Annotated in this window: 22 protein-coding genes; 9 read left to right on the top strand and 13 right to left on the bottom strand. The window is 69.2% G+C overall.

Annotated features, from left to right (window positions below):
- Window positions 1-195: 195 nt before the first annotated feature.
- The 13 genes from ABJF88_10490 to ABJF88_10430 form a co-directional block, all read right to left on the bottom strand.
- Complete coding sequence (locus ABJF88_10490; GenBank protein MEP0547349.1) at window positions 196-2,094, bottom strand: putative nucleotidyltransferase substrate binding domain-containing protein; 1,899 nt, start codon at window positions 2,092-2,094, stop codon at window positions 196-198.
- Window positions 2,095-2,260: 166 nt separating this feature from the next.
- Window positions 2,261-2,722 carry a copper-binding protein gene (locus tag ABJF88_10485; protein MEP0547348.1) on the bottom strand — a complete coding sequence of 154 codons (462 nt, stop codon included), beginning with the start codon at window positions 2,720-2,722 and terminating at the stop codon, window positions 2,261-2,263.
- A 103-nt stretch (window positions 2,723-2,825) separates the two neighbouring features.
- On the bottom strand, window positions 2,826-3,296 hold the full coding sequence (locus ABJF88_10480) for a type I restriction enzyme HsdR N-terminal domain-containing protein (protein MEP0547347.1): 471 nt from the start codon (window positions 3,294-3,296) through the stop codon (window positions 2,826-2,828).
- 76 nt (window positions 3,297-3,372) lie between these two features.
- Window positions 3,373-3,801 carry a hypothetical protein gene (locus ABJF88_10475; protein ID MEP0547346.1) on the bottom strand — a complete coding sequence of 143 codons (429 nt, stop codon included), beginning with the start codon at window positions 3,799-3,801 and terminating at the stop codon, window positions 3,373-3,375.
- Between the two features lie 89 nt (window positions 3,802-3,890).
- Window positions 3,891-4,865, bottom strand: coding sequence for a polysaccharide deacetylase family protein (locus ABJF88_10470; protein MEP0547345.1), 975 nt, complete (start codon window positions 4,863-4,865; stop codon window positions 3,891-3,893).
- Window positions 4,866-5,110: 245 nt separating this feature from the next.
- On the bottom strand, window positions 5,111-5,605 hold the full coding sequence (locus ABJF88_10465; protein ID MEP0547344.1) for a DUF4440 domain-containing protein: 495 nt from the start codon (window positions 5,603-5,605) through the stop codon (window positions 5,111-5,113).
- Between the two features lie 215 nt (window positions 5,606-5,820).
- Window positions 5,821-7,122, bottom strand: a complete 1,302-nt coding sequence (locus ABJF88_10460) for a DUF4147 domain-containing protein (GenBank protein ID MEP0547343.1) — start codon at window positions 7,120-7,122, stop codon at window positions 5,821-5,823.
- Between the two features lie 5 nt (window positions 7,123-7,127).
- On the bottom strand, window positions 7,128-9,080 hold the full coding sequence (gene murJ, locus ABJF88_10455) for a murein biosynthesis integral membrane protein MurJ (GenBank protein ID MEP0547342.1): 1,953 nt from the start codon (window positions 9,078-9,080) through the stop codon (window positions 7,128-7,130).
- The gene (locus ABJF88_10450) at window positions 9,080-9,583 is read right to left on the bottom strand and encodes a metal-dependent hydrolase (GenBank protein ID MEP0547341.1); all 504 of its coding nucleotides are present in this window, start codon (window positions 9,581-9,583) and stop codon (window positions 9,080-9,082) included. The genes murJ and ABJF88_10450 overlap by 1 nt, the downstream gene beginning before the upstream one ends.
- A gap of 2 nt (window positions 9,584-9,585) precedes the next feature.
- The gene (locus tag ABJF88_10445) at window positions 9,586-10,014 is read right to left on the bottom strand and encodes a type II 3-dehydroquinate dehydratase (protein MEP0547340.1); all 429 of its coding nucleotides are present in this window, start codon (window positions 10,012-10,014) and stop codon (window positions 9,586-9,588) included.
- Between the two features lie 53 nt (window positions 10,015-10,067).
- Window positions 10,068-10,883 carry an MBL fold metallo-hydrolase gene (locus ABJF88_10440; GenBank protein ID MEP0547339.1) on the bottom strand — a complete coding sequence of 272 codons (816 nt, stop codon included), beginning with the start codon at window positions 10,881-10,883 and terminating at the stop codon, window positions 10,068-10,070.
- Window positions 10,884-10,905: 22 nt separating this feature from the next.
- On the bottom strand, window positions 10,906-11,214 hold the full coding sequence (locus ABJF88_10435) for a hypothetical protein (GenBank protein MEP0547338.1): 309 nt from the start codon (window positions 11,212-11,214) through the stop codon (window positions 10,906-10,908).
- Between the two features lie 22 nt (window positions 11,215-11,236).
- Entirely contained in the window at window positions 11,237-14,089 is a 2,853-nt protein-coding gene (locus ABJF88_10430) for an Rne/Rng family ribonuclease (protein ID MEP0547337.1), read from the bottom strand.
- A 755-nt stretch (window positions 14,090-14,844) separates the two neighbouring features.
- On the opposite strand from ABJF88_10430, the gene ABJF88_10425 reads away from it, so the two are divergent.
- The 9 genes from ABJF88_10425 to ABJF88_10385 all read left to right on the top strand — a co-directional run bounded on the left by ABJF88_10425 (window position 14,845) and on the right by ABJF88_10385 (window position 24,834).
- Window positions 14,845-15,984, top strand: a complete 1,140-nt coding sequence (locus tag ABJF88_10425) for a citrate synthase (GenBank protein ID MEP0547336.1) — start codon at window positions 14,845-14,847, stop codon at window positions 15,982-15,984.
- Window positions 15,985-16,202: 218 nt separating this feature from the next.
- A complete protein-coding gene (gene sdhC / locus ABJF88_10420) occupies window positions 16,203-16,604 on the top strand; it encodes a succinate dehydrogenase, cytochrome b556 subunit (GenBank protein MEP0547335.1) in 402 nt (133 codons plus the stop codon).
- Window positions 16,605-16,678: 74 nt separating this feature from the next.
- Window positions 16,679-17,263, top strand: coding sequence for a succinate dehydrogenase (locus ABJF88_10415; GenBank protein MEP0547334.1), 585 nt, complete (start codon window positions 16,679-16,681; stop codon window positions 17,261-17,263).
- A gap of 16 nt (window positions 17,264-17,279) precedes the next feature.
- Window positions 17,280-19,022 carry a succinate dehydrogenase flavoprotein subunit gene (gene sdhA / locus ABJF88_10410; protein ID MEP0547333.1) on the top strand — a complete coding sequence of 581 codons (1,743 nt, stop codon included), beginning with the start codon at window positions 17,280-17,282 and terminating at the stop codon, window positions 19,020-19,022.
- A gap of 83 nt (window positions 19,023-19,105) precedes the next feature.
- A complete protein-coding gene (locus ABJF88_10405; protein MEP0547332.1) occupies window positions 19,106-19,816 on the top strand; it encodes a succinate dehydrogenase iron-sulfur subunit in 711 nt (236 codons plus the stop codon).
- Window positions 19,817-19,828: 12 nt separating this feature from the next.
- The gene (locus tag ABJF88_10400) at window positions 19,829-20,209 is read left to right on the top strand and encodes a HEPN domain-containing protein (protein MEP0547331.1); all 381 of its coding nucleotides are present in this window, start codon (window positions 19,829-19,831) and stop codon (window positions 20,207-20,209) included.
- Window positions 20,199-20,753 carry a hypothetical protein gene (locus tag ABJF88_10395; GenBank protein MEP0547330.1) on the top strand — a complete coding sequence of 185 codons (555 nt, stop codon included), beginning with the start codon at window positions 20,199-20,201 and terminating at the stop codon, window positions 20,751-20,753. Before ABJF88_10400 ends, ABJF88_10395 begins: the two co-directional genes overlap by 11 nt.
- A 367-nt stretch (window positions 20,754-21,120) precedes the next feature.
- The gene (locus ABJF88_10390; protein MEP0547329.1) at window positions 21,121-23,334 is read left to right on the top strand and encodes a DUF4331 family protein; all 2,214 of its coding nucleotides are present in this window, start codon (window positions 21,121-21,123) and stop codon (window positions 23,332-23,334) included.
- A 138-nt stretch (window positions 23,335-23,472) separates the two neighbouring features.
- On the top strand, window positions 23,473-24,834 hold the full coding sequence (locus tag ABJF88_10385) for a tetratricopeptide repeat protein (protein MEP0547328.1): 1,362 nt from the start codon (window positions 23,473-23,475) through the stop codon (window positions 24,832-24,834).
- The last annotated feature ends 21 nt before the right edge of the window (window positions 24,835-24,855 follow it).

Raw genomic sequence — 24,855 nt, 5'->3', positions numbered from 1 at the left:
TAACACAAGCCACCTATCAGTCCGACCCAAGGTAACTACTCGCCGATTATATAGCTACCCCGACGCCGCCGGCCCGTTCGGGCGGCGCGAGCCTCGGCGGCGAGGCGGTCTCGATACCCCTCGCGCTCGTCCTCGCCTGCTGTCCGTGCGGGGTCGGCTGGCGTCCTGGCCGACGCCGCGCGGGCGACGCGGCGGCTACCCGCGCTCGTAGCGGTCCTGCAGCGTCTGCTGCACCTTGTCGACCTTCTTGAACGTCTCCTTCAGCAGGTTCTGCTGGCTCTTGTGGAGGCCGTTCGGGTCGATGAGGTCGCTCGGCGTCACGCCGGTCTCGGCGGCCTGCATCTGCGCGCGGAGGTGCATGTCCGAGAGCGTGGCGAACGCGCCGAGGAGGGCCTTCTCCTCGCGCTCCAGGTCCGGCCGCGCCTCGCGGAGGTGGCGGAGCCGGTCGAACGTGTTCGTGCTGCGGAGGTAGCCCGTCTCGAGGGCGAGCACGCGGGCGATGTCGACGATCGGGTTCAGCCCGCGCTCGCGGAGGTTGAGGCCCTCGGCGCCGCCCTCCGACTCCAGCTCGAAGCGGCCGAGCCACGAGATCGGCGGGCGGTTCTTCGTGGCCTCGCGCATGAGGAGAGCGAAGAAGCGGCGGGCGCCGTCGAGCCGCGTGCGGATCTCGTCGCGGAGGGTATCCACGAGGTCGTCGTCGCCGTGGATGGCGCGGAGGTCGAAGCAGAGGGCGGCGCGGAGCGAGGCGTTGGGGTCGGCCCCGGCAATCCACTGGTCATAGGCCGCGACCCACTGGGCGAGCGGCTGGCGGAAGGCCTCTTCGGAGGCGAGGATGCCCGAGGCGCTGGGCTGGATGCCGCACTCGGCGAGGGCGGCCACGGCGCGCTCGGTGAGGTAGGCGAACCACTCGGCCGCGCGCCCGGCCTCGTCGTCGCTGGAGGGGTCGGCGTAGACGAGCCCGTTGGACTGGCTCGTGTAGAGCGCGGCCTCGCGGCGGCCCGGCGCGCCGAAGGCGATCCACGCCCACGGCAGGTCCACGGCCAGCTCCGGCTGCGCCTCGCGCGCCTCGCGCTCGACGAGGTAGAGCAGCCGCGTCTTGAGCTGGTCGTCCATCTCGGCCACGACTTCGAGGAGCGACTCGCTCTGGACGCCCTGCTGGTAGAGCCGGAAGAACCGGCGGTTCGACTCGCTGCGGATCGTAGCCAGCTCGCCGACCGAGCGGGCCTTCTCCAGCCGCTCCACCGTCGCCACCGGGTCGAGCCCGCGGAAGTGGGCGATGTCCTCGGCCGAGATCACGCCGAGGATGGGGTTCGCGCCCTCCTTGTCGCTCGTCACCACGACGCGGCGGATGCGGTACTCCATCATCACGCGGACGGCGTCGAAGAGGCGCGACGAACCGCTGAGCGTGATCGGCGGGCGCTCGACGAGCTCCATCACCGGCGTCGTCGGCGCGGCGCCGTCGGCGATGATCCGGTTGACGAGGTCGCCCTCGGTGATGAGCCCCATCGCGCTCCCGTCCTGCACGACGAGGACCGTGTCGCCCTCGTGGTCGCGCATGAGCTGGGCGGCGTCGCGCACCGTCGCGTCCGGCCCCACCGTAAGCGGATCGTGGTAGAGCACGTTCGCGAGGCTCGTGTCGAAGAGGAGGAACGCGCCGCTCGCGTCCATCTCCGTGTCGAGCGTGCGGACGTACTGCTTGAGGTCCTCGTCGAAGTAGGCCGCGAATGTCGGGTCGTCCTTGTAGAGGTGCTGGAAGTGCTCGGCCGAGAGCAGCGCGCAGACGGTCGGCTCGACGGCCTTCGCCTCGTACGGGAGGATGCCGCCCTGGAGCATCCCGTACGACCCGAAGATGGACCCCTCGCCGACCATGTTGATCAGCTTGTTCTGGTTCGCGTCGTAGAGCCGGACGAGCCCGGACTCGACGACGTAGAGCGCGCGGTGGATGTCGGAGCCCTGCTCGCGGATGACCTCGCCCGGCTCGTAGATCTCCAGCGTCATGTCGCCGATGAGGCTCTGGCGCTCGGCGGGTGTGAAGTGGTCGAAGGGGGGCGTGTGCTCGAGGAGGGCGGCGAGGCGCTCGGTGATAGAACTCATGGAGGAGCCGTCAGGGAGAGAGAAACGGAGAAGGGCGGGCGTGGGACGCGGGACGGGCAAGCGGGGATCCGCTCGGAAGATAGCGAGCCGACCGTCAACGAACGCACCGCCCGTCGGTTCGCGCGACGGGCCGAGCGGTGGCGCCGAGCGGCGGGCCGGCCGTCGCTCACGAGCCGTCCGAGCTGTCGGGGAGCTGGATCGACGCCTCGGGCGGCACGCCGTCCGCTCCGTAGTCGGCGAGTTCCAGCGGGGTGTCCGGAGGGAGCTTCTCGATCTGGCTTATCTGGTAGCCGTTCCCGCCGGGGTCGGCGAGGCGGAAGCGGATCTTGTCGCCCTCGCGGAGCCCGCGCAGCTCGGAGCGGTCGGCGACGCGGAGCTGCATCCGCATCGCCCCCATGAACCCCTCGATCTCCTCGTGGCTGATGACGGCCGCCGCGCTGTCGAACGCGGTGCCGAGGTAGAGCCCGCGCACGTCGAAGGAATTCGGGATCGCGTCGGGACCCGCCACGGGCGCCGTGCCGGGCTCGATGGACGGCGGCGGCGTGGCGTCGAGCGACGAGTCCGCGTCGTCGGAGCAGGCGGCGAGGAGCAGGCAGGGCGCGAGGGCGAGGAGGAGGCGGAGCGACATGGTCGGCCGGAGGAGAGCGAGGGGAAAGGAGGGGCGGCGAGAGATAAGCGCAGACGCCCGATCCGTTTCCGCCCGCCGTTTTTTCGCAGCCCGGCTCTTCCCGTCAACCCGTGAGGTCGCGGAACGGTGGGATCGTGTCGAGAAAACGGAACGTGCCGGCGGCGCGGTCCACGGTCCAGCAGTAGTGCGCGCGACCGTTCGTCACGACGAGGTGCGGCGCGAGCGCGACGGTGTTGTAGCGCGAGACCTGGTCGAACACGGCCTGCCCGAGCTTCACCGACGGCGCCTTGCACTCGGCGATGAGGAGCGGCCGGTGCAGCCCCGCCGCGCCCCGGCCCCACACCACGAGGTCGGCGCGGCGCGGGCCGCCGACGGCGTCGAGCTTCTTCTCGACGGCGAGCAGCCCGAGCGGGTAGCCGAGCGCCTCGGTGAGCGTGCGGATGAGGTGCTGCCGGACCCACTCCTCGGGCGTCAGCCGGACGTACTTCCGCCGGACCTCGTCGCGGATCACGAGCCGCCCCTCGTGGCGGCGGACGTCGAACGGGGCGCTGGGTGGGAAGTTGAGCGGCTCCACAGTTGGGTATGGGGGTAGAGACGCAGCATGCTGCGTCTGTACGGGGTGATGCGTTCGCGGAAACGGAAGGAAGGGGTCAGGCGGCTTGCCGTTTCAGCGCCCGGAGCGCGCCGCACCACCAGTCGGCGTCGCGGGTGAGCTGGGTGATCGTCACCCCGCTGAAGTGCGGGATGAGCCCGACGAGCACGGGCGGCACCTCGCTCCAGCGGTCGGCGACGACGAGCGCTTCGAGCTCGCGGGCGGCCGTCCGGCTCCAGCGCCACGTCTCGCGCAGCGCCTCGGCCTTCTTCCAGTAGTTCCGGTCGTCCCACGCGTGCGCGCTCTCGTCGATCGTCTCGTAGATCCCGCGGAGGTGGAAGACGAGGAACGCCGTCATGTCCTGCGCCTCGGCGTCGAAGCGGGCGAGGTCTTTCTGCGCGAGGAGGCGGAGCGTCTCGGCGCACGAGCGGACGTGCGCGTGGCGCTTCTTGGCCGGCGTCTCGCCGGTATTCGTGATGCGGCCCATCTGCCGATTTCGGGTTGACGATCGGGACGTTCGGGGTGGGACGGCGGGAAGGTAACGCCGGACCGGGCACCTCGGCGACGGCCCGCCGCTCATCCCTCTTCGTAGATCGCCGTCACCCACTCCGGCGCGTCGGGCTCCCACCGCCGCTCCAGCCCTTCGTCGAGCGCCCAGCGGTGCAGCCACGAGATGCCGTACGGCCCGACGTACGGGTCCGGCCGGGCGTACGCCGGGTCCTCCAGCGCTTCCTCCAGCGACACGAAGCGGTAGCCGCGCCGCGCCAGCATCGCCGCGACCTCGCCGAAGGTGTCGGCGTTGAGGAGGTTCGCGTGGACGAGCAGCACCTGCGGCGGCTCGTACCCGAGCACCTCCACCGACCAGCCCTCGAAGTGCACCGTAACGGCCTCCATGAAGTCGACGTAGGCCGCGCCGATCCGCTGCTTCAACTCGGCGTCGCCGCGCTCGGCGGCGAGGGCGTAGGCGCGGGCGAAGATCCACTCATCGTTGTCGAGCGTGACGGGTGCGTTCGTGTAGCCGCGCTCGGCGAGGAACGCCTCGACGGCGGCTTTCTTCTCGGCGGTGTCGCCCGCGTGGAGGTACGGGTAACGGAAGTAGCGGAGCCGTTGCCCGCGCGCCTCCACGAGCGGCTTCGTCACCGTCTCGCCGCGCACGATGTCGGCCGTATACTCGGCGACGGTGAGGTCGTTGAGGTCGGGGTGCGAGGCCGTGTGGTTGCCCAACTCGTGCCCCGCGTCGAGCCACGCCGTCAACAGCCCGGGGAGCAGGCCCTCATCGTCGCAGCCGTGCCCTTCCACGACGAAGCCGGTCGTCGGCACCTCGCCGATCTCGGCGAGCAGCGTGTCGGTGAAGGCGTCGAGCGCGGCCCGGTCGCAGTGCATCCCGCTCGGGAGGGCGACGGCCGGCAGGTCATCGAACGTGACGGCCACGCGGCGGTCGAGCGTGTCGGCAGCGACCGCGACGGGGACGGCCTCAGGCAGAGAATCGGGCGGCGTATCGGTGCAGGCGGCGAGGCCGAAAAGGAGGACGGCGAAGAGACGGACAGGCATCGGCGACGGGGTTTGCCTAAAAGCTACGGCCGCACGAGCGCGACCTGCACGTCCATCACGCTCGTGTGGTCGGACCCGGCTTGAGCAGGTGGCCCGCTCACCCTGAGGCACATAACCAGCAGCGGCGGCTCCCCGGAGGAGCCGCCGCCTCTATGCGTTGCTGCTACTTACTTTTTGAGTCCATGGCCGGGCTGCTGCAACTGACGTGAAGCTCACGTCGGCACCTCGCCGACGGTCGAGATGCCTCACTGGAAGACGGGCCGCCGCGACTTCGAATCGGGAGCGGCTTCAGACCGCGCCGGAGCGGGGAGCGGCAGGTCCGAGTTGAAGATGTCCTGGTGCATCTTCCACGCTCCGCGCACCTTCTGCCACACGACGATGTACTTCCCCTGGTCAACGGTCAGCCCGGGGACCATGAGCGCGTAGGTGCCGCGCTCGATGGCGTAGTTGCCGACGGCGTTCACGTCCTCCGTCGTGAGGTCGATCCCGGAGAGGCCCTGGTTGAAGCCGGCCTGCCAGAACGCTTGGATGGCGCCCTGCCCCACGAAGATCGGGAGGTTCGGCGCGAGGATCTCCCCGTCGGCGGTGTAGAACGCGGCCATCCCGGCAGCATCACCGACGGCGAAGGTGCTCTCGAACCGCTCGTTGGAGGCGGCGATGGCTCGCTCGGCGTCCCGCGACTGCGCGCGGACGGGGAGGGCGAGAGCGACGAGGGCGAGGACTACGAGGAGACGGCGCATAGGGATGAAGAGGTATAAGGAGGATGAGGAGAGAGCCCACTGTGTGCCAACACCGGATTGAGGCGAGGTATCGAACTGGACCGATCGCACCCCGCCGCACTCCGCGATGGTCCCACGTCCACCGGGCACAAGGCCAACCTAATGCGTTGATTTTATGTTTACTATCCCCCATATGGGGGATAGTGTGATCCGCACCACGAGGCGCATCGGCCCGCTCATGGCCGGATGAGCGCGACCTGCACGTCCATCACGTTCGTGTGCGTCGGCCCCGGCTTGAGCAACTGGCCGAGCGCGTCGAAGAGCGGATACGCGTCGTTGCGGGCGAGATAGTCTTCCGGGTCGAGCCCGAGCGCGCGGGCGCGGGTAACGGTCTGCGGTGTCGCCCACGCCCCGGCCGCGTCCGTCGGCCCGTCGATGCCGTCGGTGCCGCCGCTGAGGAGGAGGACGTCGCGGCCCGCTCCATCCAGTTCGAGCGCGGCGGCGAGGGCGACTTCCTGATTCCGCCCGCCGCGCCCGTCGCCGGTGACCGTCACGGTCGTCTCCCCGCCCCAGAGCAGGCATGTCGGCCCGTCCGCGTCCACGGCCAACGCCTCTGCGGCCAGCCGTCGCCCGGCCTCGCGGGCTTCGCCGGTGACGGGCTCCGCGTGGAGATGCACGGTGTAGCCGCGCCGCTCGGCTTCGGCGCGTGCCGCCGCGAGCGCGTCCCGGTTCGAGCCGACGAGCACGGATCGGACGTGGAGCCGTTTGACTTCTTCCCTCGCGGTGTCCGACTCGACGGCGGCCCCACGCTGGAGGTGCTCCCACACCGGTTTCCGTAGGAACCAACGGCTCCGGTAGAGCACGTCCAGGGCGTCGGCAAACGTCGTCGGGTCCGGGACCGTGGGGCCGCTGGCAATGGTCGCGAGGTCATCCCCGACAACATCGGAGAGGATGAGACTAAGGACATGCGCGGGCGCGGCCGTGTCCGCGAGCTTACCACCGCCGATGCGAGAGAGGTGCCGTCGCACGGTGTTGAACGCGTGGATGGGCGTGCCGGAGTGGAGCAGGGCATCGAAGGTCTCCTGCGCGGCCCCGAGCGAAATTCCTTCGGCGAAGGCGGGCCAGAGCGCGGAGCCGCCGCCCGAGAGCGCGACGAGGAGGAGGTCGTCCGCGTTGAGTTCGGCGACGAGGTCGAGGGTTCGGCGTGCGGCTCGCACACCCGCCTGGTCCGGCACCGGATGTCCGGCTTCGACGACCTCGACCCGCTCAGGCGCGGGCTGCCCCGCCGAAAACGTCGCGCGGTATCCGTGCGGCACGACGACGAGCCCCTCATCGAGCCGAGCGCCGAGCCGAGCTTCGAGCGCGCCCGCCATCGCCATCGCCGCCTTGCCGGCCCCGACGAGCACGACGCGGCGGTACGCGCCGAGCGGCCGGTCGGTGAGCGCGCCGATGTTCACTCGACCGAGCAGCGCGGCAGGCTGGACACCCGCGACGGCGGCACCGAAGATCGCGCGGGCATCGGCAGCGAGTGCGCTCATCGCCGCTACCCCTTCTTGAAGCGCCGCGTGAACTTGCCGACCCACGACTCGCCCTCCTCGAAGCCGAGGACGTGGCCGAGCGCGAGGTACCCGACGCCGAAGACGCCGAGGATCGCGGGGCCGTAGAGCCAGACCGGGAAGGGCTCGGCCGGGACGAGCCAGCGTAGCAGGACGGCGGGGATCGCGGCGAGCCCGGCGAGGCCGAGCATCTGCAGCATCCGCCCCCACGGCAGCCCGAACTGGGGCACGCGGCGGCGGAGCGCGCGGACGAGCTGCCACAGCTCCACCCACGCCGCCACGCTCGCCCCGAGCGCGAGGCCGACGGCGCCGAAGAGTAGCGGGCGCCCCTCCTGCGCGATCCCGACGAAGCCCGGCACCGTCAGCGGGTCGTCCGGCCGGAGGCCGTCGTAGCTGCCGCCGAAGACGGCCGAGAGGAGGTCGGCGAGCGCCGACGGTTCGAGCGCGAACATCAGCGACGCGCCGAGCACGATCGAGACGACGACGCGGACGACGGCGACCTTCGCGGGCGTCTTCGTGTCGTCGAGGGCGTAGAACGCGTTCTGCAGCAGGCGCCCCATCGTCGTCGCGACGAGGCCGGGGGTGAAGGCGGCGAGGACGAAGTAGACGAGCCACGTGTCTTCGAGCCCGAACCGGCCCGTCTGGTAGAGCGTGGCGACGACGAGGAAGCCGAAGCCGAGGTAGGCGACGGCCGTCGCGATGACCATGTAGAGGATCTGCCGGACGGAGCGGTCGATCCGCTGGAGGAACACGTCGCGGCGCTCGCCGGAGAGGCGGGAGAGCTCGGGCAATTCGCTCGCGGCAACGCTCATTGCGAAAAGCGAGATCGGCAGCATGTAGAGCACTTGGGCGCTCGTCAGCGCGGCGATCGCGCCGGCGGCGAGGAAGCCCGCGAGCAAGAGGTCGATGTAGCCCGAGATCTGGTAGACGCCGCGGCCGGCGAGCACGGGGAGGAACGCGCGGAAGCTCTGCTTCACCCCCTCCACCTTCGTCGACACGGAAAAGCGGAAGCCGCGGATCACGTTGAGGACGGCTGGGATTTGGACGCCGAACTGCAACACGCCGCCCACGGCCGCGCCGATGAGGCCGGCGAAGAGCAGCCGGTTCAGCGCCGGAACCGGCACCACGTCGAGTTCGGCGAGGCCGAACGGGTCCTCGAACACGGTGAACCCGACGAAGACCATCGACACGACGATCGCGACGTTCCACAGCACGGGGGCGAAGTAGGGCAAGAAGAACCGGCGGTGGCTGTTGAGCACGCCGAGCGCCCACGCGCTGAGCACGAGCACGCCTGTCATCGGGAACGTGATGCGGATAGCGCTCACGGCGAGGTCGAACCGGTTGACCGACAGCTCGCCGGCGATCACCTTCTCGGCATCCGTGAGCCAGCCCGGCTGGAGGAGGGCCGTCAGCGGCTCGGCCAGCAGGATACCTGCCGCCACGAGCACGGCGACGAGCGCCGTCAGCAAGCCGAGCACCGCCCCGGCGAAGCGCCCCGCATCCTCGGGCCGTCCCTCTTCCAGCATCCGGCTGTAGATCGGGATGAACGCCGCCGAGATCGTCCCCTCCCCGAGGAGGTTCTGCAGCAGGTTCGGCGCGCGGAGGGCCACGCGGAACACGTCGGCGTGGGCGCCGACGCCGAAGAAGTAGCCGATCGCGCGCTCGCGGACGAACCCGATGATCCGGCTGAGGAAGATGCCGCCGGCGACGAGGCCGGCCGCGCTCTCGCTGCGCTCCGCTTCGGACATCTGCTCGGTGCCCGGCGCCTTCCCCTCCGCGATTAGCGACGCCTCGGCTTCGAACGCTGCCTCGGACGCGCCCTCCGGCGTGGCGTCAGCACTGGGCGACGCCGCGGGCTCCAGCTCGTCACCACCGGGCGAGCGGCGCGGCGGATCGTCGGGGAGGTCGTCGGGGAGGCGCTCGTCAGGTGGGCGGGGCATCAGCGGCGGGCACGGCGGGGGAAGGGGATCACGAGGCCGTCCATGAAGAGGTGCGAGAAGTAGCCGACGACGGCGGCCCCGTAGAACGGGAGCCCGGCGAACGGCCGCTCGGGGAAGAGAAGGTAGGGCAGGACGAGGAGCGGCGACGGAATCAGCAGCATCGCCCAGTATGTGTGCGTCCACCCGCGGTGCTTGCCGAGGACCGGGAGAATCGCGAAGAGCCCGAGGTACGCCGCCCACTGGAACTCCCGCATCACGATGAGCACGACGTCGATCGTGAAGAAGATGGAGTAGAAGAGGTTCTGCCCCTTCGAGTTCGTGTCCACGTCCGGCCACAGCCCGAACATCAGGCACAGCCCGAAGAGCACGGCCGGCACGCCGATCAGCTCCAGCTCGCTGAAACGCTGGTACGCCTGGTCGACGGAGAAGACGAAGACGAGTCCCGCGAAGTAGACCCCGAAGAAGGCCATCGCGCCGGCGAGGTGTCCTTTGTATCCAGCCACGATTACGCCCGCGAGTCGACGAAGTGCTGAACCGCCAGCCGGTACCCCGCCACGCCGAAGCCGCCGATGAACCCGGCGACGGCCGGCGTGATCAGCAGCCGGTGGCGGAAGGGCTCGCGCGCGTGCACGTTCGAGATGTGCACCTCCACGACGGGCACGTCGATCGCCGCCACCGCGTCGTGCAGCGCCACGGATGTGTGGGCGTAGCCGCCGGGGTTGAACACGACGCCGTCGGTCCCATCGGCAGCGGCAGCGTGCAGCGCGTCGATGAGCGCGCCCTCGCCGTTGTGCTGCGCGAACGCGAGGTCGAGGTCGGGGAACGCCGCGCGCAGGTCGGCCTCGACATCGGCGAGCGTGGCCGATCCGTAGACCTCGGGCTCGCGCCGGCCGAGCAGGTTCAGGTTGGGACCGTTGAGGATGAGCAGCTTCACGAGAGGCAGAGGTGGAGGCGCCCCAGCGGGGCGTCGGTACGGGCAGGATCAGGCTACAGGCCCGCTTCGAACGTCAGCCCGTCGAAGCCGAGGGCGACGGTGGGTCCGGGTTCGCGTTCGAGCAAGGCGTCCTCCTCGGCGTGGAGGACGCTGTGGGTCATGTGCGTAAAGTACGTCTGCCGCGCGCCGACGCGGTCGGCCAAGGCCACGGCCTCGTCGATGCTGAGGTGGGTCGGGTGCGGCGTGCGGCGGAGCGCGTCGAGCACGAGCACGTCGAGCCCGCCGAGGTGCGCGAGCGTCTCGTCGGGCACGCGGCTGACGTCGGTGAGGTACGCGAACCCGCCGATGCGGTACCCGAGGATCGGGAGCTTCCCGTGGAACGCCTGCAGCGGGACGACCTCGACCGCCGCCGCCGCGTCGTACCGGCCGCGCACGGTGAACGGCCCGTCGACTTCGTGCAGTTCCAGCAGCGACGCGCCGGGATACGTCCGGTCGAAGATGTACTGGAACATCCGGCGGAGCGTGTCGGCCGTGCCCGCGTCGGCGTAGCACGGGATCGGCGCGCGGTTCTCGAAGAAGTACGGCCGGAGGTCGTCGATGCCGACGACGTGGTCGAAGTGATGGTGCGTGAAGAGCACGGCGTCGACGCGGGGGATCGCGTGGCGGAGCGCCTGCTGCCGGAAGTCCGGCCCGGTGTCGATCACGAAGTGGAGCGGGCCGCCCGGGGTCTCGACCTCGACGTGGGCCGCGCAGCGCGTCCGCGTGTCGCGGGGGTCCTCCGAGGTGCAGACGCGGCAGCGGCAGCCGATGACGGGGACGCCCGTCGAGGTGCCGGTGCCGAGGAGGGTGACGCGGAGGGCCAGAGACACGGCGGGAGCGGGCGGCGACGGATCAGTCTCCATCGGCCCCCCGCTCCACGTCGAAGTCGTCCGAGAGCCCGGCGTCGCGCGCGGCCCACGCCGCTTCGAGCGCGTCGCGGACGGCGGGGCGGAGGTAGACCTCGTCCACGGGGAGCGCGCGGAGCGCGTCGGCGAGGATGGCGAGGTGGGCCTCGACGGGGCGCCGCTTGTTCAGCACCACGACCGTCGCGTCGCCGACCGTGCAGAGCCCGCCGCGGAAGTTGCCGCGCTCGCGGCGGACCTCCACGCCGAGCTGCTGCACGGCTTCCTCCATCGCCTGTACGATCTGGCCCGCTTTCATCGCCCCTCGCGTTCGCTCGTCGCTATGCCTCCGCCCGCCCGTCCACGTCGTACTTCCGCGTGAGGTTCTTGCCCGACTTCTCGTCGAGGACGGCGAAGCCGAGGGGGTCGGCCGCCTCGTCCACGTCGAGCCGGAACTTGAGGCGGGTGCGGAAGCGCCAACGCGTGAGCGTGCTCGGGATGCCGCGGTCGAGGTACGCCGCGAGGAAGGGGTGGACGCGGAGGAGGATCGGCCGCTTCCGGTGCTGCTCCTGCACCTCGGCCCGGTACGTGGACAGCCAGCGCTCCAGCTTCTCCATCACCTCGGTGGCCGTCGGCGCCGGACCGGCGGGCTCGGCCGAGGCGGCGGGCGCGGCGGCCTGCTGCGGCTCGGGGAGCGGGAGGTCTTCGAGCGGCGGGAGGTCGTCGACGTTCGTCGTGGTCGTGATGCTCGGACGGAGCCGCTGCCGCGTGATCTCGACGACGCCGAAGTCCGACATCGGGAGCAGCTTCGTGACGGCGCGGTCCTTCCGGAATTGCTTCTTCAGCTCGTCGTAGACCTTCTGCCGCGCGCTGTGGCTGCGCATGTCGATGAAGTCGACGCAGATGATCCCGCCGAGGTCGCGGAGCCGGAGCTGCTTGGCGATCTCTTTGGCGGATTCGAGGTTGACGCGGAGCGAGTTCTCCTCCTGCGAGAGCCCGCGCCCGGCGCGGCCCGAGTTCACGTCGACGACGTGCATCGCCTCGGTGTGCTCGATGAAGAGGTAGCCGCCACCGGGCAGCGGCACGCGCGTCTCGAAGGCGGCGCGGACGTCGCGCTCGATCTTGTACGTGCGGAAGACGTGCTCCTTGCTCTTGTGCAGCACGACGTTCGCCGCCATCTGCGGGGCCACGGCCTGCACGTAGTTCTTCACGTTGCGGTGCACCTTCGGGTCGTCCACGACGATGCGGTCGTAGTCCTCGGAGAAGAGGTCGCGGATGATGGAGGACACCATGTTGACGTCCTCGTAGAGCGGCTTCGGCGGCTTCGGCTTCTCCTTGAGCTGGTCCTCGATCTTCCGCCACTTCTCGAGGAGTAGCCGGAGGTCGGTGTCGAGCGCCTTCGCGTCGCGCTCCTCGGCGACGGTGCGGACGATGAGGCCGAAGCCCTCGGGCAACAGCGACCGGGCGAGGGCGCGCAGCCGCCGCCGCTCCTTCGCCGACTCGATCTTCTTCGACACGGCGACGTAGTCGGCCTGCGGGATGAGGACGAGGAAGCGGCCCGCGAGCGACACGTCGGTCGAGACGCGCGGCCCCTTCGACGAGATCGGCTCCTTCGTGATCTTGACGACGAGCTTCTGGTCCTGCTTGAGGTACGTCTCGGGACGGCTACCGCCGGAGCTCCCGTTCGACGACGAGCGGCCGCTCCGGCCGCCCCGGTCGCGACCCGACCGGCTGCTGCGGCCCTTCGACGAGGACCCGTCGCCGCCCGCACCGTCGTCGCTGGATTTCCCGCTGTCGGAGGTTCCGCCGTCGGACTTCTTCGCGGACGCGCCGCTGCGCCCGCGGCCACTCCGGCGGCGCCCACTGCGGCGGCGGTTGCGGGAGGACTTGTTCTCTTCCTCCTCCTCTTCCTCCTCGATGTCGTCGCGGTCGACGCGGCGCGACTTTGAGGCGGGCTTCGAGGTGAGATCGATTACGAAGCGCGAGGAGCGGGACGGAGTGCTCGCCGCTTTCTGCTTCTTCTTCGGCTTCGGCTCGTCGGCTTTCGCCTCCGGCACGCGCTCGGCTTCGGGCTGACGCGAACGCTTCTCCTGCCGGGCTGGTGTGGACCGGCGGGGCGAGGACTCCTCGGAAGCCGGCTCCTGCGCCTCGGCACCGTCGTTGGGCTCGTCACGGGATGCGTCGTCGCGGTCGGTGGATTTCCGGCCTCGCGAGCGTCCGCCTCGGCTGCGCGACGGCTTCGTCGAGCGCTGCTCGGCGTCCGCCTCGGCGGAGGTCGCGTCGGCGTCCTGCGCCTCGCTCTGCGTCTCGGTGGGCGAGTCCTGCTGCTGCGTGTCGTCACGCTGCTGCTCATCGCGCTGCGCGCGCTCCCGGTTGCGGCCGCGGCCACCGCGCCGTCCCCGGCGCTTCTTCGGGCGGGCGGGCTGCTCGTCGGTCTCGGAACGGGTCTCGGCGGCAGGCGCTTCGGCGGCGGGCACTTCGGCGGGCGCGTCCTGCGGCGGCGGCGTGACGGCGTCGGGCGGGAGGAGCGGCGGCGGCGCGCCCGGCAGGTCCACGCTCGTGGGCGGCTCCGGCGGGGCCACGTCCATGTGCCGGCTCTGCTCGGCGTGGCTCTGCCCCCGGCGGGACTCGGAGCGCTCGCGCTCGGCCCGGCGCTGCCCCGTCTTCTCGGGCTTCGCCTCCGACCGCTTCGCATCCTGCGCCTTCGCCGGCTCCGACGGGACGGACGCCTCGGTTTCAGGCTTCGCATCCGCTTCGGGCTTCGCGTCCTGCTTCCGACCCCGGCCGCGTCGGCCCTTGCCGTGGGTCCGGTTGAGGTCGCGGCGGCGGCGGGCGGCGCGCTGCTCCTCAGGCGTTTCGAGTTCGAGGTCCGAGCCGCCGGACTCGTCCTGCTTCGGAGCCTTCGTCAGCGGCTTCGAGGCCCAGTCGAGCACCTTCCCGTCGGAGAGTTCGAGGAGGTCCTGGAGGTTGTCCGAGAGGTCGGAGAAGTGGAGGAACGCGTCCTGCTTCTGGCCGATATCGACGAAGGCGGCCTTGATCCCGGGCAGGATGCGGCGCACCTTGCCGAGGTAGATGTCACCGATGGTGCGGACGTTCTCGGGGTTCTCGATGTAGAGCTCCACCAGCTCCCCGTCTTCCACAATGGCGATGCGGGAGTGCTCTCCCGTCACGTTGATGATGATTTCCTTGGACATAAAAAGTGGGTGTGGGCGCACGCCGCGAGGCGGGGAGCCGGGAGGGCGCTCTCGAGCGCCGGTCCGAGCGGGCCAGCCCGATACGGCGGTGCCGTCCCGCACCGGGCTCCGGGGCCACCGCCGACAGCGTCGGGGGGAGCGCGGGGAGCACGGGGGACGGCCGCGCGCGGCGGGGCGAGCCGGCACGGCCGGAGCCGAGGCGGCTGAGCCGGGCCAGCGCGGTCCCGATCAGGCGTGCGAACAGTTGAAAAACGCGGTGCGTCAGCAAAACGAGAGGAGCTTCAGCAGAGCAAAAGAGGGTGGTGCGCCAGGGCCTGCCGAGGTGCAACCAGCACGGCGATGGTCAGCCGTCGGGCTCGGCGCGGGGCTGCGGGGGCCGGGGCGCTCAACCGAACGTCCGGCGCGGCGCGTACGCAGCGCGGGAAAAGGGTCATCTCCCGCCGATCTGTTCGGGGGAGATAGCACGGGAAGCTACGCCCGCGGCAGGCCCGTCCGCAACCGCGAGCGGTCGGCGTGACGCCCCGCCTTCGCGCCATCTACGCGCGATCCCGCCTCCGGTGTCCTCGACGCGGTTCGGCCGCTCCGAAAGCGCTTCCTTTTAATCATAATTCCCCGGACCGGCAGGACCCCCCGCGTATATTCTACCCTTAAAACACGCACTCAGGAAGCGATGTTTTTCGTGCCAGCGATCGCCCGCCGTCGCTCCGCCGCCTGCTCCTGTCGCCTCCGTCCACCGATACACGCTGATCCCCCTCATGGCAGACTCTGCTCCCGTCAAAGCCCGCGGCCTCGAAGGCGTCGTCGCGCTCGATACCGAACTCTCGTACATCAACGGCCAGGAGGGCGAGCTGCTCTACCGTGGCTACGACATCAAGGACCTCGCGAAGAACGCCTCGTTCGAGGAGGTCGCCTACCTCCTCTGGAACGGCGAGCTCCCCAACCAGCACCAGCTCGACGAACTCAACGCCCAGCTCCGCGCCGAGCGCGCCGTCCCCGACGCCGTCATCGAGCACCTCCGGCACCACACGCCGAAGGACGCCAACCCGATGTCGGCCCTCCGCACGGCCACGAGCATGCTCGCCGACTTCGACGCCGACACCGAGTCCCAGGACGCCGACGCCAACTACCGTAACGCGATCCGCCTCACGGCGAAGATGCCGACGATCGTCGCCGCGTTCGACCGCATCCGGCAGGGCAAGGAGCCCGTCGCGCCGAAGGGCGAGGGCAGCATGGCCTTCGACTTCCTCTACATGCTCAACGACGAGGAGCCCGGCCAGGCCGCCGAGGCGATCATGGACGCCGCACTCGTCCTCCACGCCGAGCACGGGCTGAACGCGAGCACGTTCACCGCCCGCGTTATCGGCTCCACGCTCTCGGACATGTACTCCGCCGTCACCGGCGCCATCGGTGCGCTGAAAGGCCCGCTCCACGGCGGCGCGAACGTGAAGGTGATGCAGACATTGCAGGACATCAAGTCCAGCGGGAAGACGCCGGCCGTCTACGTGCAGGAGAAGCTCGACGCGAAGGAGAAGATCATGGGCTTCGGTCACCGCGTCTACAAAACGTACGACCCGCGCGCCATCATCCTCCGCGACATGCTCGAAGACCTCTCCGACGAAAAGGGCGACCGCTACTGGTACGAGACGTCGAAGACGATGATGGACCAGGTGCAGGACGCGAAGGGGCTCTACCCGAACGTGGACTTCTTCAGCGCCTCGGTCTACTACCTCCTCGGCATCGCGCCCGACCTCTTCACGCCGATCTTCGCGATCAGCCGGATCACGGGCTGGACGGCGCACCTGCTCGAGCAGTGGTCCGAGAACCGGCTCATCCGCCCGCGCGCCGAGTACGTCGGCCCGCGCGACAAGACCGTCACGCCGATCGCTGACCGCTAGCTGTTGGGGTCTCGCTGCGGAGGGTGTGCTGCCGGTCAGCCCGGTGGCACACCCTCTCTTTATGTGGCGCGGCGAGCGGCTACCGCGTACCTTCCGGGGTCCCGGCTTTCGCCGTAACTTCGACCCCGGCAGGAACGTTTGAGCCTACTTTCAGGAATAAGTGAAAGCAGGCTGTGGTCCCTGCTCGCCGCGTTGCTCCGTCCAATCTGCTACCCGCCATGCCCACCTCCACCGTCCAAGAGTACCGGCCCAAGGCGTTCACCCGCTACAAGATCCGCACGGGGATGTTCGCGTGGATCCTCCACCGCCTCACCGGCCTCGCCCTCGTCGGCTACCTCGCGATCCACGTGTGGGGGCTGAAGGCGATCACGAACCCGGCGGCGTACAACGCCCTCATCACGGAGTACCACGCGCCCATCTTCAAGGTCGGCGAGTTCCTGCTCCTCGGGGCCGTGGTGTACCACGCGCTCAACGGCCTGCGCATCGTGCTGATCGACTTCCTCGGGTGGAGCCCGAACCAGCAGAAGCTGTTCTGGACGCTCGGCGGCGTGGCCGCCCTCCTGTTCATCGTCGGCGGCTACCCCAGCATCGCGGCCCTCGTCTCGTACTTCGGTTCGTAGCGTCGGTTTGAGGTTTGGGGTGGGAGGTTGTGAGTGACTACCCCCAACCCCGAGCCCACAACATCCAACCCACTATGCCCAGCAAATACGGAAAGTCGGCCCGGTCCAGCGCCTTCCAGTGGTTCCTCCACCGGATCACCGGCACGTTCCTCGTCTTCCTCCTCATCACCCACTTCTGGGTGCAGCACTACGACCGCACGACGGCGAGCATCTCGCACGACGTGGTCTCGGCCGAGCAGGCCGAGGAGGGCGTGCTCCCGCGCTACTCTGACGAGGCGAACGCGGCCGTCCGCGCCCGGAAGCAGGCGGCGCGCCAGCTCGTCCCGGACCAGAACCGAGTGATCCCGACGCAGCAGCCCGACGGCGAGGACATCCCCGGCCCCACGCACCCGCCGGCCGAGGCCAGCGGCGCGACGCCCTACGACATCCTCATGCTCCGCCTCGCGGACCCCGTCTACGCCGTGCTCTGGAAGGGCTTCAACATCCTCTTCCTCCTCTTCGCCCTCCACCACGGCTTCTACGGGCTCAACAACATCCTCACGGACTACATCCGTAACGACATGGTCCGTGCCGCGGCGATCACGCTCTCGTGGGGCGTCGCGCTCGTGCTCTTCGTCATCGGGACGTACTCGGTGACGGTCGCGGGACTGAACCTCTGATTGAACGGACAACGCCATGACTTTTACCCATGACATCGTGATCGTCGGTGCGGGGGGCGCGGGCCTGATGGCGGCGCTCTACGCCCGCGAAGGTGGGGCCGACGTGGCCGTGGTCTCGAAGCTCCACCCGCTCCGTAGCCACACCGGCGCGGCGCAGGGCGGCATCGGCGCGGCCCTCGGCAACGAGGAGGAGGACTCGTGGCTGTGGCACGCCTTCGACACGACGAAGGGCTCGGACTACCTCGGCGACCAGGACGCCATCGAGCAGATGTGCCAGGACGCGCCCCGGACGATCATCGAGCTCGAGCACTATGGCGTCCCGTTCTCGCGCACGGCGGAGGGCAAGATCTCGCAGCGCCGCTTCGGCGGGCACACGCGCAACTTCGGCGAGGCCCCCGTCCGCCGCGCCTGCCACGCCGCCGACCGCACCGGCCACACGATCCTCCACACGCTCTACGACCGCTGCACCGAGAAGGAGGTCAAGTTCTACGACGAGTTCCAGATGCTCGACCTCATCAAGGACGAGGACGGGGCCGTCGTCGGGATCGTGGCGTATGAGATCCTCACAGGCGAGGTCCACACCTTCCACGCGAAGATCGTCTGCTTCGCTACGGGCGGCTACGGCCGGGCTTTCAAGACGACCTCGAACGCGCACGCCGGCACCGGCGACGGCTTCGCGATCGCGCTTCGCCGGGGCTTCCCGCTCGAGGACATGGAGTTCGTGCAGTTCCACCCGACGGGGCTCTACCGGCTCGGCATCCTCATCACCGAGGGCGCACGCGGCGAGGGCGGCATCCTCCGCAACTCCAAGGGCGAGCGCTTCATGGAGCGCTACGCGCCGACCGTGAAGGACCTCGCCCCGCGCGACATGGTCTCGCAGTGCATCTATAAAGAGATCCGCGAGGGCCGTGGCATCAACGGCAAAGACCACGTCGTGCTCGACATGACCCACGTCGGCCGCGACGTGCTCGAACACAAGCTGCCTGAGATCACCGAGTTCAGCCGCGTCTACCTCGGCGTCGACCCGATCAAGACGCCGATCCCGGTCGCGCCGACGTGCCACTACGCGATGGGCGGGATCCCGACGAACGCCGACGGCCAGGTCGTCGCCGGGCCGGACCGCGAGAACGACGCCGTCCCCGGCTTCTACGCCGTCGGCGAGTGCGCGTGCGTCAGCGTCCACGGCGCCAACCGGCTCGGGACGAACTCCCTCCTCGACCTCGTCGTGTTCGGCCGCCGCGCCGGGATCGCGATGGCGGAGGAGATCGGGCGCGACGGGAAGAAGAAGCGCCCGCTCCCCGAGAACCCCGAGGCCACGACGCGGAAGATGCTCGACGACCTCCTCGCGCGGACGACGGGCGAGAAGGCCGTCACCGTCCGCACCGACCTGCAGGAGACGATGATGACGAACGTCTCCGTCTTCCGCAACGACGAGACGCTCTCGACGGCCCTCGCTGACCTGAAGGAGCTTCGGAAGCGCGCCGCGAACGTCGTCGTCGGCGACAAGGGGGTGAAGTTCAACACGGACCTCATGGACGCCGTCGAGATCGGGTTCATGGTGGACTACGCCGAGTCGATCGCGGCGAGCGCGCACCACCGGACCGAGAGCCGCGGCGCCCACCTCCGCGAGGACTACACCGACCGCCTCGACGATGACTGGCTGAAACACACGCTCTACTGGGCCGACAACGGCGACTACCGCTTCGACTACAAGAGCGTCGTCATCACCCGCTTCGAGCCGAAAGTCCGCAAGTATTAAGTGTGGACGTGTGGGAGTAGGGACGTGCGGTCGCGCGCCTCTGCTTCCACACCTCCATACGTCCACACAGCCCCACCTCGTACATGGACCTCACCGTCAAGATTCAGCGCTACAACCCGGAGTTGGACACGGAGCCGCACTGGGAGGAGTACAAGCTCGAGGCCGACCCGATGGACCGGGCGCTCGACCTCCTCAACCACATCAAGTGGAGCGTGGACGGAACGCTGACGTTCCGCAAGAGCTGCGCCCACGGCATCTGCGGCTCCGACGCCATGCAGATCAACGGCGAGAACAAGCTCGCCTGCTCCATCCTCGTGCAGGACCTCGTCGGCGCGAAGGGCGGGACGATCTCGTTCGCGCCGCTCCCCGCCGCGCCCGTCATCAAAGACCTCGTCGTCGACCAGACGCGGTTCTTCGACAAGTACCGCGCGGTGATGCCGTGGCTCGTCAACCACACGCCGCCGCCGGAGAAGGAGCGCCAGCAGAGCCCCGCGCAGCACGCCGTCATCGAGGAGGCCACGAAGTGCATCATGTGCGGCGCCTGCACGCACTCGTGCCCGAGCACCTGGGCCGATCCCGACTACCTCGGCCCCGCTGCCATGCTCAAGGCCTACCGCTACACCTTCGACTCCCGCGACCAGGGGACCGAGGAGCGGCTGGAGATCGTGGACTCGAAGGATGGGCTGTGGAAGTGCTACACCATCTTCAACTGCGTCCAGGCCTGCCCGAAGGGGATCGACATCACGCGCTGGCTGAGCGCGCTCAAGCGAAAGTCCGTCACGATGCGGTATTAGACGATCCCGCTCGTGTCTTCCGACCAACCTCTGCTTCTCGCAAAAGCGCTCCAAAACTTCCGGGCAGCACAGCTTCTATTAAAACAGGAGCTGTACGATGCCGCGGTCAGTCGCGCTTACTACGCTGCATACTTGGCGGCGCGTGCGGCGTTATTGGGCATCGGTCGCGGTGAGGACAAGCACGACCGAGTTCAGGCTGCTTTCGCCGAAGAACTTGTTAACCGACGCAAAGTATATCCCGGCAAGCAAGGCGCGCTGCTCGATTTGATGACGTTGAGACACAAGGCGGACTACAGAGCAGAGAGCGTCACTGCCAAGCAAGCAGCCCGAGGTGTACGGAAAGCTGAAGCGTTTGTAACCGCTATCCACGAGGAGTTGAGAAATGATCGTTGACGAGCGATACCAAGCTGCGGAGGAGCTGTTCAACGAGGTGTGCGAACGGTACCCGGACGTGGAATTGGTGGGGATCGGGCCAAGCCCTGAAACGGACAACCTGACCGTCGTGAGCGTCATCCTGCCTGGTGACGACGAGCGAGAGGAAGCTTTCGCAGAGTTTGCCGCCGAGCGTGCCACAGAGATCCTTTTAGAGACGGGCGTCTACATCATCGTCGTGTCGGGACTGTACGAGGTGTGGATCGAGTTTCACGCAGCCCGTTCGCGCGCTCGACAGGAGTATTTAGGGATCTCTGCTGCAATCGAGGAACTCATCCAAACGCAGGAAGCCGGACAGATGGGAAGCATCAGCTTCGGAAATCTCAGCTCTCCATCGCTGACGTGTCGACTACGAGACCTTGACTTCGCTCGCAACGAAATCGCAAGCTTGCTGGAGAATCTGGGAGTGCTCGACGAAGTAAAGATATTCTGGGAGCACCCGTACCATGCGAGCGGCCGGCATTCTGATCGCACCCGCCTCTACCCACCGGAAGCGGACGGTTGAAGCGGAAGTCCGTCACGATGCGGTACTGATCGGGAACCGACCGCCCCGCCGCGGTATATTGAGACCGTCCTTCGGGACACGCTCGACACCGAGCGACACGAAAATCCTTCCTCACTGCTTGCACGTCCCGCCGCGCCGGAGTCTCCGGTCGCGGCGGAGGCGTTTTTAGGGACTACGGTGACCGGCCACGGAGGTCGTGGGGACGAGGCTGCCTGCGTGAGCAGTCGCTGAGCAGTGCGGGCGCGGGGTGAGCAGAGGTTGAACAACGGTTGGTCTTGTGGGGCCGCCGAGCGCCTGGTTTCTTGGGACATAGCGCGAACGAGTCTCCCTCTGAACGCTCCCGCACCTCTCACTTGCCCCACTCCCCATGTCTACCGCTACCTCCGCTCGACGGTCTGCGCTCGCCCTCGTGGCCGCCATCGTCGGGCTCCTCGCCGTCGGCCTCGCCGCGCCGAGCTTCACCGACGCCTCCAGCCACCGCGAAGCCCCGCTGATCTCCAGCGACCCGCTCGCGGACAACACCGACGTTTACGCCTTCCGCGACCCCAACGACGCCAACAGCGTCGTCATCGTCGCCAACTACATCCCGCTCGAACTGCCGTCCGGCGGGCCGAACTACCACAACTTCGGCGAGAACGTCCGCTACGAGATCCACGTCAAGAACCAGACGTCCGCCGGTCCGCTCGGCAGCGCCACTGACGACATCACGTACCGCTTCACGTTCGAGCTCGAGAACGAGGACCCGTCCACGTTCTTCAAGATCCGCCTCGGCGCGGAGAACCTGAAGGCGACGTACACGATGGAAAAGAGCACGGACGGCGGGATCTCCTTCCAGACCGTCGTCACCGACGGCTACGTGCCCCCGGTCAACATCGGCCCCCGGTCGATCGAGGACGGGACGGTCGGGCTCGGGACGTCGTACGAGGCCCTCACGCAGCAGGCTGTCACCGCCGCCGATGGCGGCAGCGTCTTCGTCGGTCCGCGCGACGACCCGTTCTTCGTCGACCTCGGCGGCGTCTTCGACGTGGGCAACTTCCGCAGCGACTTCGGCGACGACCCGTCGAACCCGAACAACGCCCGCGACGAGGTGGCCGGCTTCAACACGCACGCCATCGTCCTGCGCCTCCCGATCTCCAGCCTCCAGAAAGACGGGCTCGGCGTGGATCAGGCCGAGAACATCCTCGACCCGAACTTCGTGATCGGCGTGTGGGCCTCGGCCAGCCGCCCGCAGATTCGGACGCTCCAGTCTGACGGCTCGGCGCCGACGTACTCCGGGCCGTGGGTGCAGGTCTCCCGCCTCGGGATGCCGCTGACGAACGAGGTCATCGTCCCGATCGGCGAGAAGGACCGATGGAACTCGATCTCCCCGTACGACGCCGACGAGCAGGATTTCGTGACGTACTTCGCGAACCCCGAGCTCGGGCTCTACATGGGCAACGGGCAGTTCGGCCCGGCCGTGCCCGGCCTCAGCAACGCCCTCGAGATCCAGACGAACTCGTACCCCGCGGTCGGTGACCTCGACGGCGACGGCGACAACGGGCTCGACTTCACGAACGGCGCCGACGGCGTGTGGGAAGTCGCCGCAGCGGGCGTGGACCTCAGCGGGACGGCCTTCGCCGTGCCGACGCGGCCGACGTTCGACGGCAGCCCGACGGCGCTCGCCGCCCCCGGCAAGCCGCGCCTCGTGGACATCTTCCCCATCTTCTACTTCGGCGTCCCGAACGCCGTCCCGTACCAGCTCGCGACGGGCAAAGACGGCGGGCCGCTCTCGACGGGCAAGCCATTCATCCACAACTTCCTCCCGATCACGCAGACGCCCGACGGCGGGCTCTGGGGCGGCGACATGCTCCGCCTCAACATGGCCACGCCGACGACCGACCGCGGCACGGAGGAGTTCGGCACGTACGCCTTCCAGGGCCTCATCCGCGCCGCCGCGCTCGGCCTCACCGCCGCGCCGTTCAACGAGAGCGAGATGCTCGAGTTCATCCCGCACATGGACGGCTTCCCGAACGGCCGCCGCCTCGAGGATGACGTGACGACGATCGAACTGCAGGCCGTGGCCGGGCTCGTGCTCGCCGCCGTCGGGCTGCCGGAAGACGACGCGACGGCCGGGGACTACTCCGACCTCGCCTCGCCGCAGCTCGTGAGCGAGCTGACGTTCGTGGCCGGGCCGACGAAGAACGACATCGCGCTCCGCGACGACTTCCCGTACCTCGCGAATCCGCAGCGCGGCTTCGACTACGTCCGCGACGTGACGGCCGACGCGCCGCCGTTCCCGGTCAACGCCGAGCCTGGCATCGGCGTCGGCGTGCCGCAGGGGTTCATCCTCGACCAGAACTACCCGAACCCGTTCGGCGCGCGGACGACCGTGGAGTACCACGTCTCCTCGCCCGGCACGGTGCAGCTCGCCGTCTACGACATCCGCGGCCGGCTCGTGGACACGCTCGTCGATGACGCGCGTCCGCAGGGCACCTACGAGGTGGAGTGGGACGCGAGCCGCTTCGCGAGCGGGACGTACTTCTACCGCCTCGCCGTGGACGGCCGCCCCGTCTCGACGAAAAAGGCCACCGTCATCCGGTAGCCTCCCTCTCCTGTAGCGCACGCTGTGGCTACGGGGACCGACGAGCCGCCGCCCCTGATTCCCCCGGATCGAAGGGGCGGCGGCTCGCTCGTTGTTGTGACCTGACGCACCCACTCTTCTGCACGCACCCCTTCTGTGATGAAATCCCCTCTCCGCTCCCTCCTCCTCGTCGCGCTCGTCGCGGCAGCGGCTTTCGCCGGCTACTCGCTCTGGGACGCCCAGCAGGCCCCCGTTGCCGATCTCCCCGAAGGCCCGCGCGAGGTCCTCCCCTCGTCCGAGTTCATCAACGCCGAGGCGTCCATCGCCTACTACCGCGAGAAGCTCCGCCGCGAGCCCCGCGACGTCCAGAGTCGGGTCGCGCTCGCGCAGGCCCTGCTCCAGCAGGCGAACGCGACGGGCCGCGAGGCCGAGTACATCCCCGCCGCCCGCGAGGCCCTCGCCGCCGCGCTCCGGCAGGAACCCAATAACTACCACGCCCTCCTGTTGCAGGGCACGCTCTTCAACAAGCTCCACCGGTTCGAGGACGGACGCGACCTCGCCGAGCGGCTGATCGCGCAGCATCCGCAGAATGCGTACGCCCACGGCATCCTCGCCGACGCCCTCGTCGAACTCGGGGAGTACGACGCCGCGATCGCCGCGTCTGACGCGATGCTCGCCATCAAGCCTAGCCTCGCGTCATACTCCCGCGCTTCGTACCTCCGCGAGCTCCACGGCGACACCGACGGCGCGATCGCCGCGATGCGCCTCGCTGCCGACGCCGGCGCGAGCGGACACGCCGACCGCGCGTGGGCGCTCTACACCCTCGGCACGCTCTACCTCGCCGACGCCAAGCCCGACACCGCCGCGTTCATCTTCAAGGGCATTCTCGCGGAACGGCCGGACTACGCCTACGCCGTCGCCGGGCTCGGCCACGCCGCCCTCGCCACGGGCGATTACGAGCGGGCCGCCGAGCAGTACCGCACCGCGCACGGCATGGCCCCGCGCGCCGAGTACCTCGAAGGGCTCGCCGAGGCCCTCGCCGCCGCCGGCGACGAGCGGGCCGCGAACAAGGCGCTCGACGGCGTCCGCAAAGACTTCGCCGCCGTCCGCGCCTTCGGAGAGATCGTGGATATGGAAGAGGCCGACTTCATGCTCGACAACGGCATCGAGGTCGAGCAGGCGCTCGAAATGGCGCGACAGCAGCAGGCGCGGCGGCCCGGCCACCTCCACGCGAACGAGACGTATGCGTGGGCGCTCCACCACAACGGGCGCTCGCGCGAGGCGATTCCGTACATCGAGCGGGCGATGCGGCTCGACACGGGCGACGCGATGGTGCACTACCGCGCGGCGCGGATCTACGAAGCCGCCGGCGACCGGGCAGAGGCCGCACGCCACCTCCAACTCTCCCTCGCCAACCACCTCCGCGTCGAGAGCCCGACGGCAGCAGCGGAAGCGCAAACCGTGCTGGCATCGCTCGACGGCGCGGCTGGGACGGTTCAGCAAGCCGCGATCGGAGAGTAGCGAACCGACGTAGCGTGTCTT

This window comes from Rhodothermales bacterium (assembly GCA_039944855.1).
Taxonomy (GTDB): domain Bacteria; phylum Bacteroidota; class Rhodothermia; order Rhodothermales; family JANQRZ01; genus JBBSMX01.
Note: the sequence above shows the minus strand (reverse complement) of the source record. Positions and strands in the feature narration are given on the sequence as shown.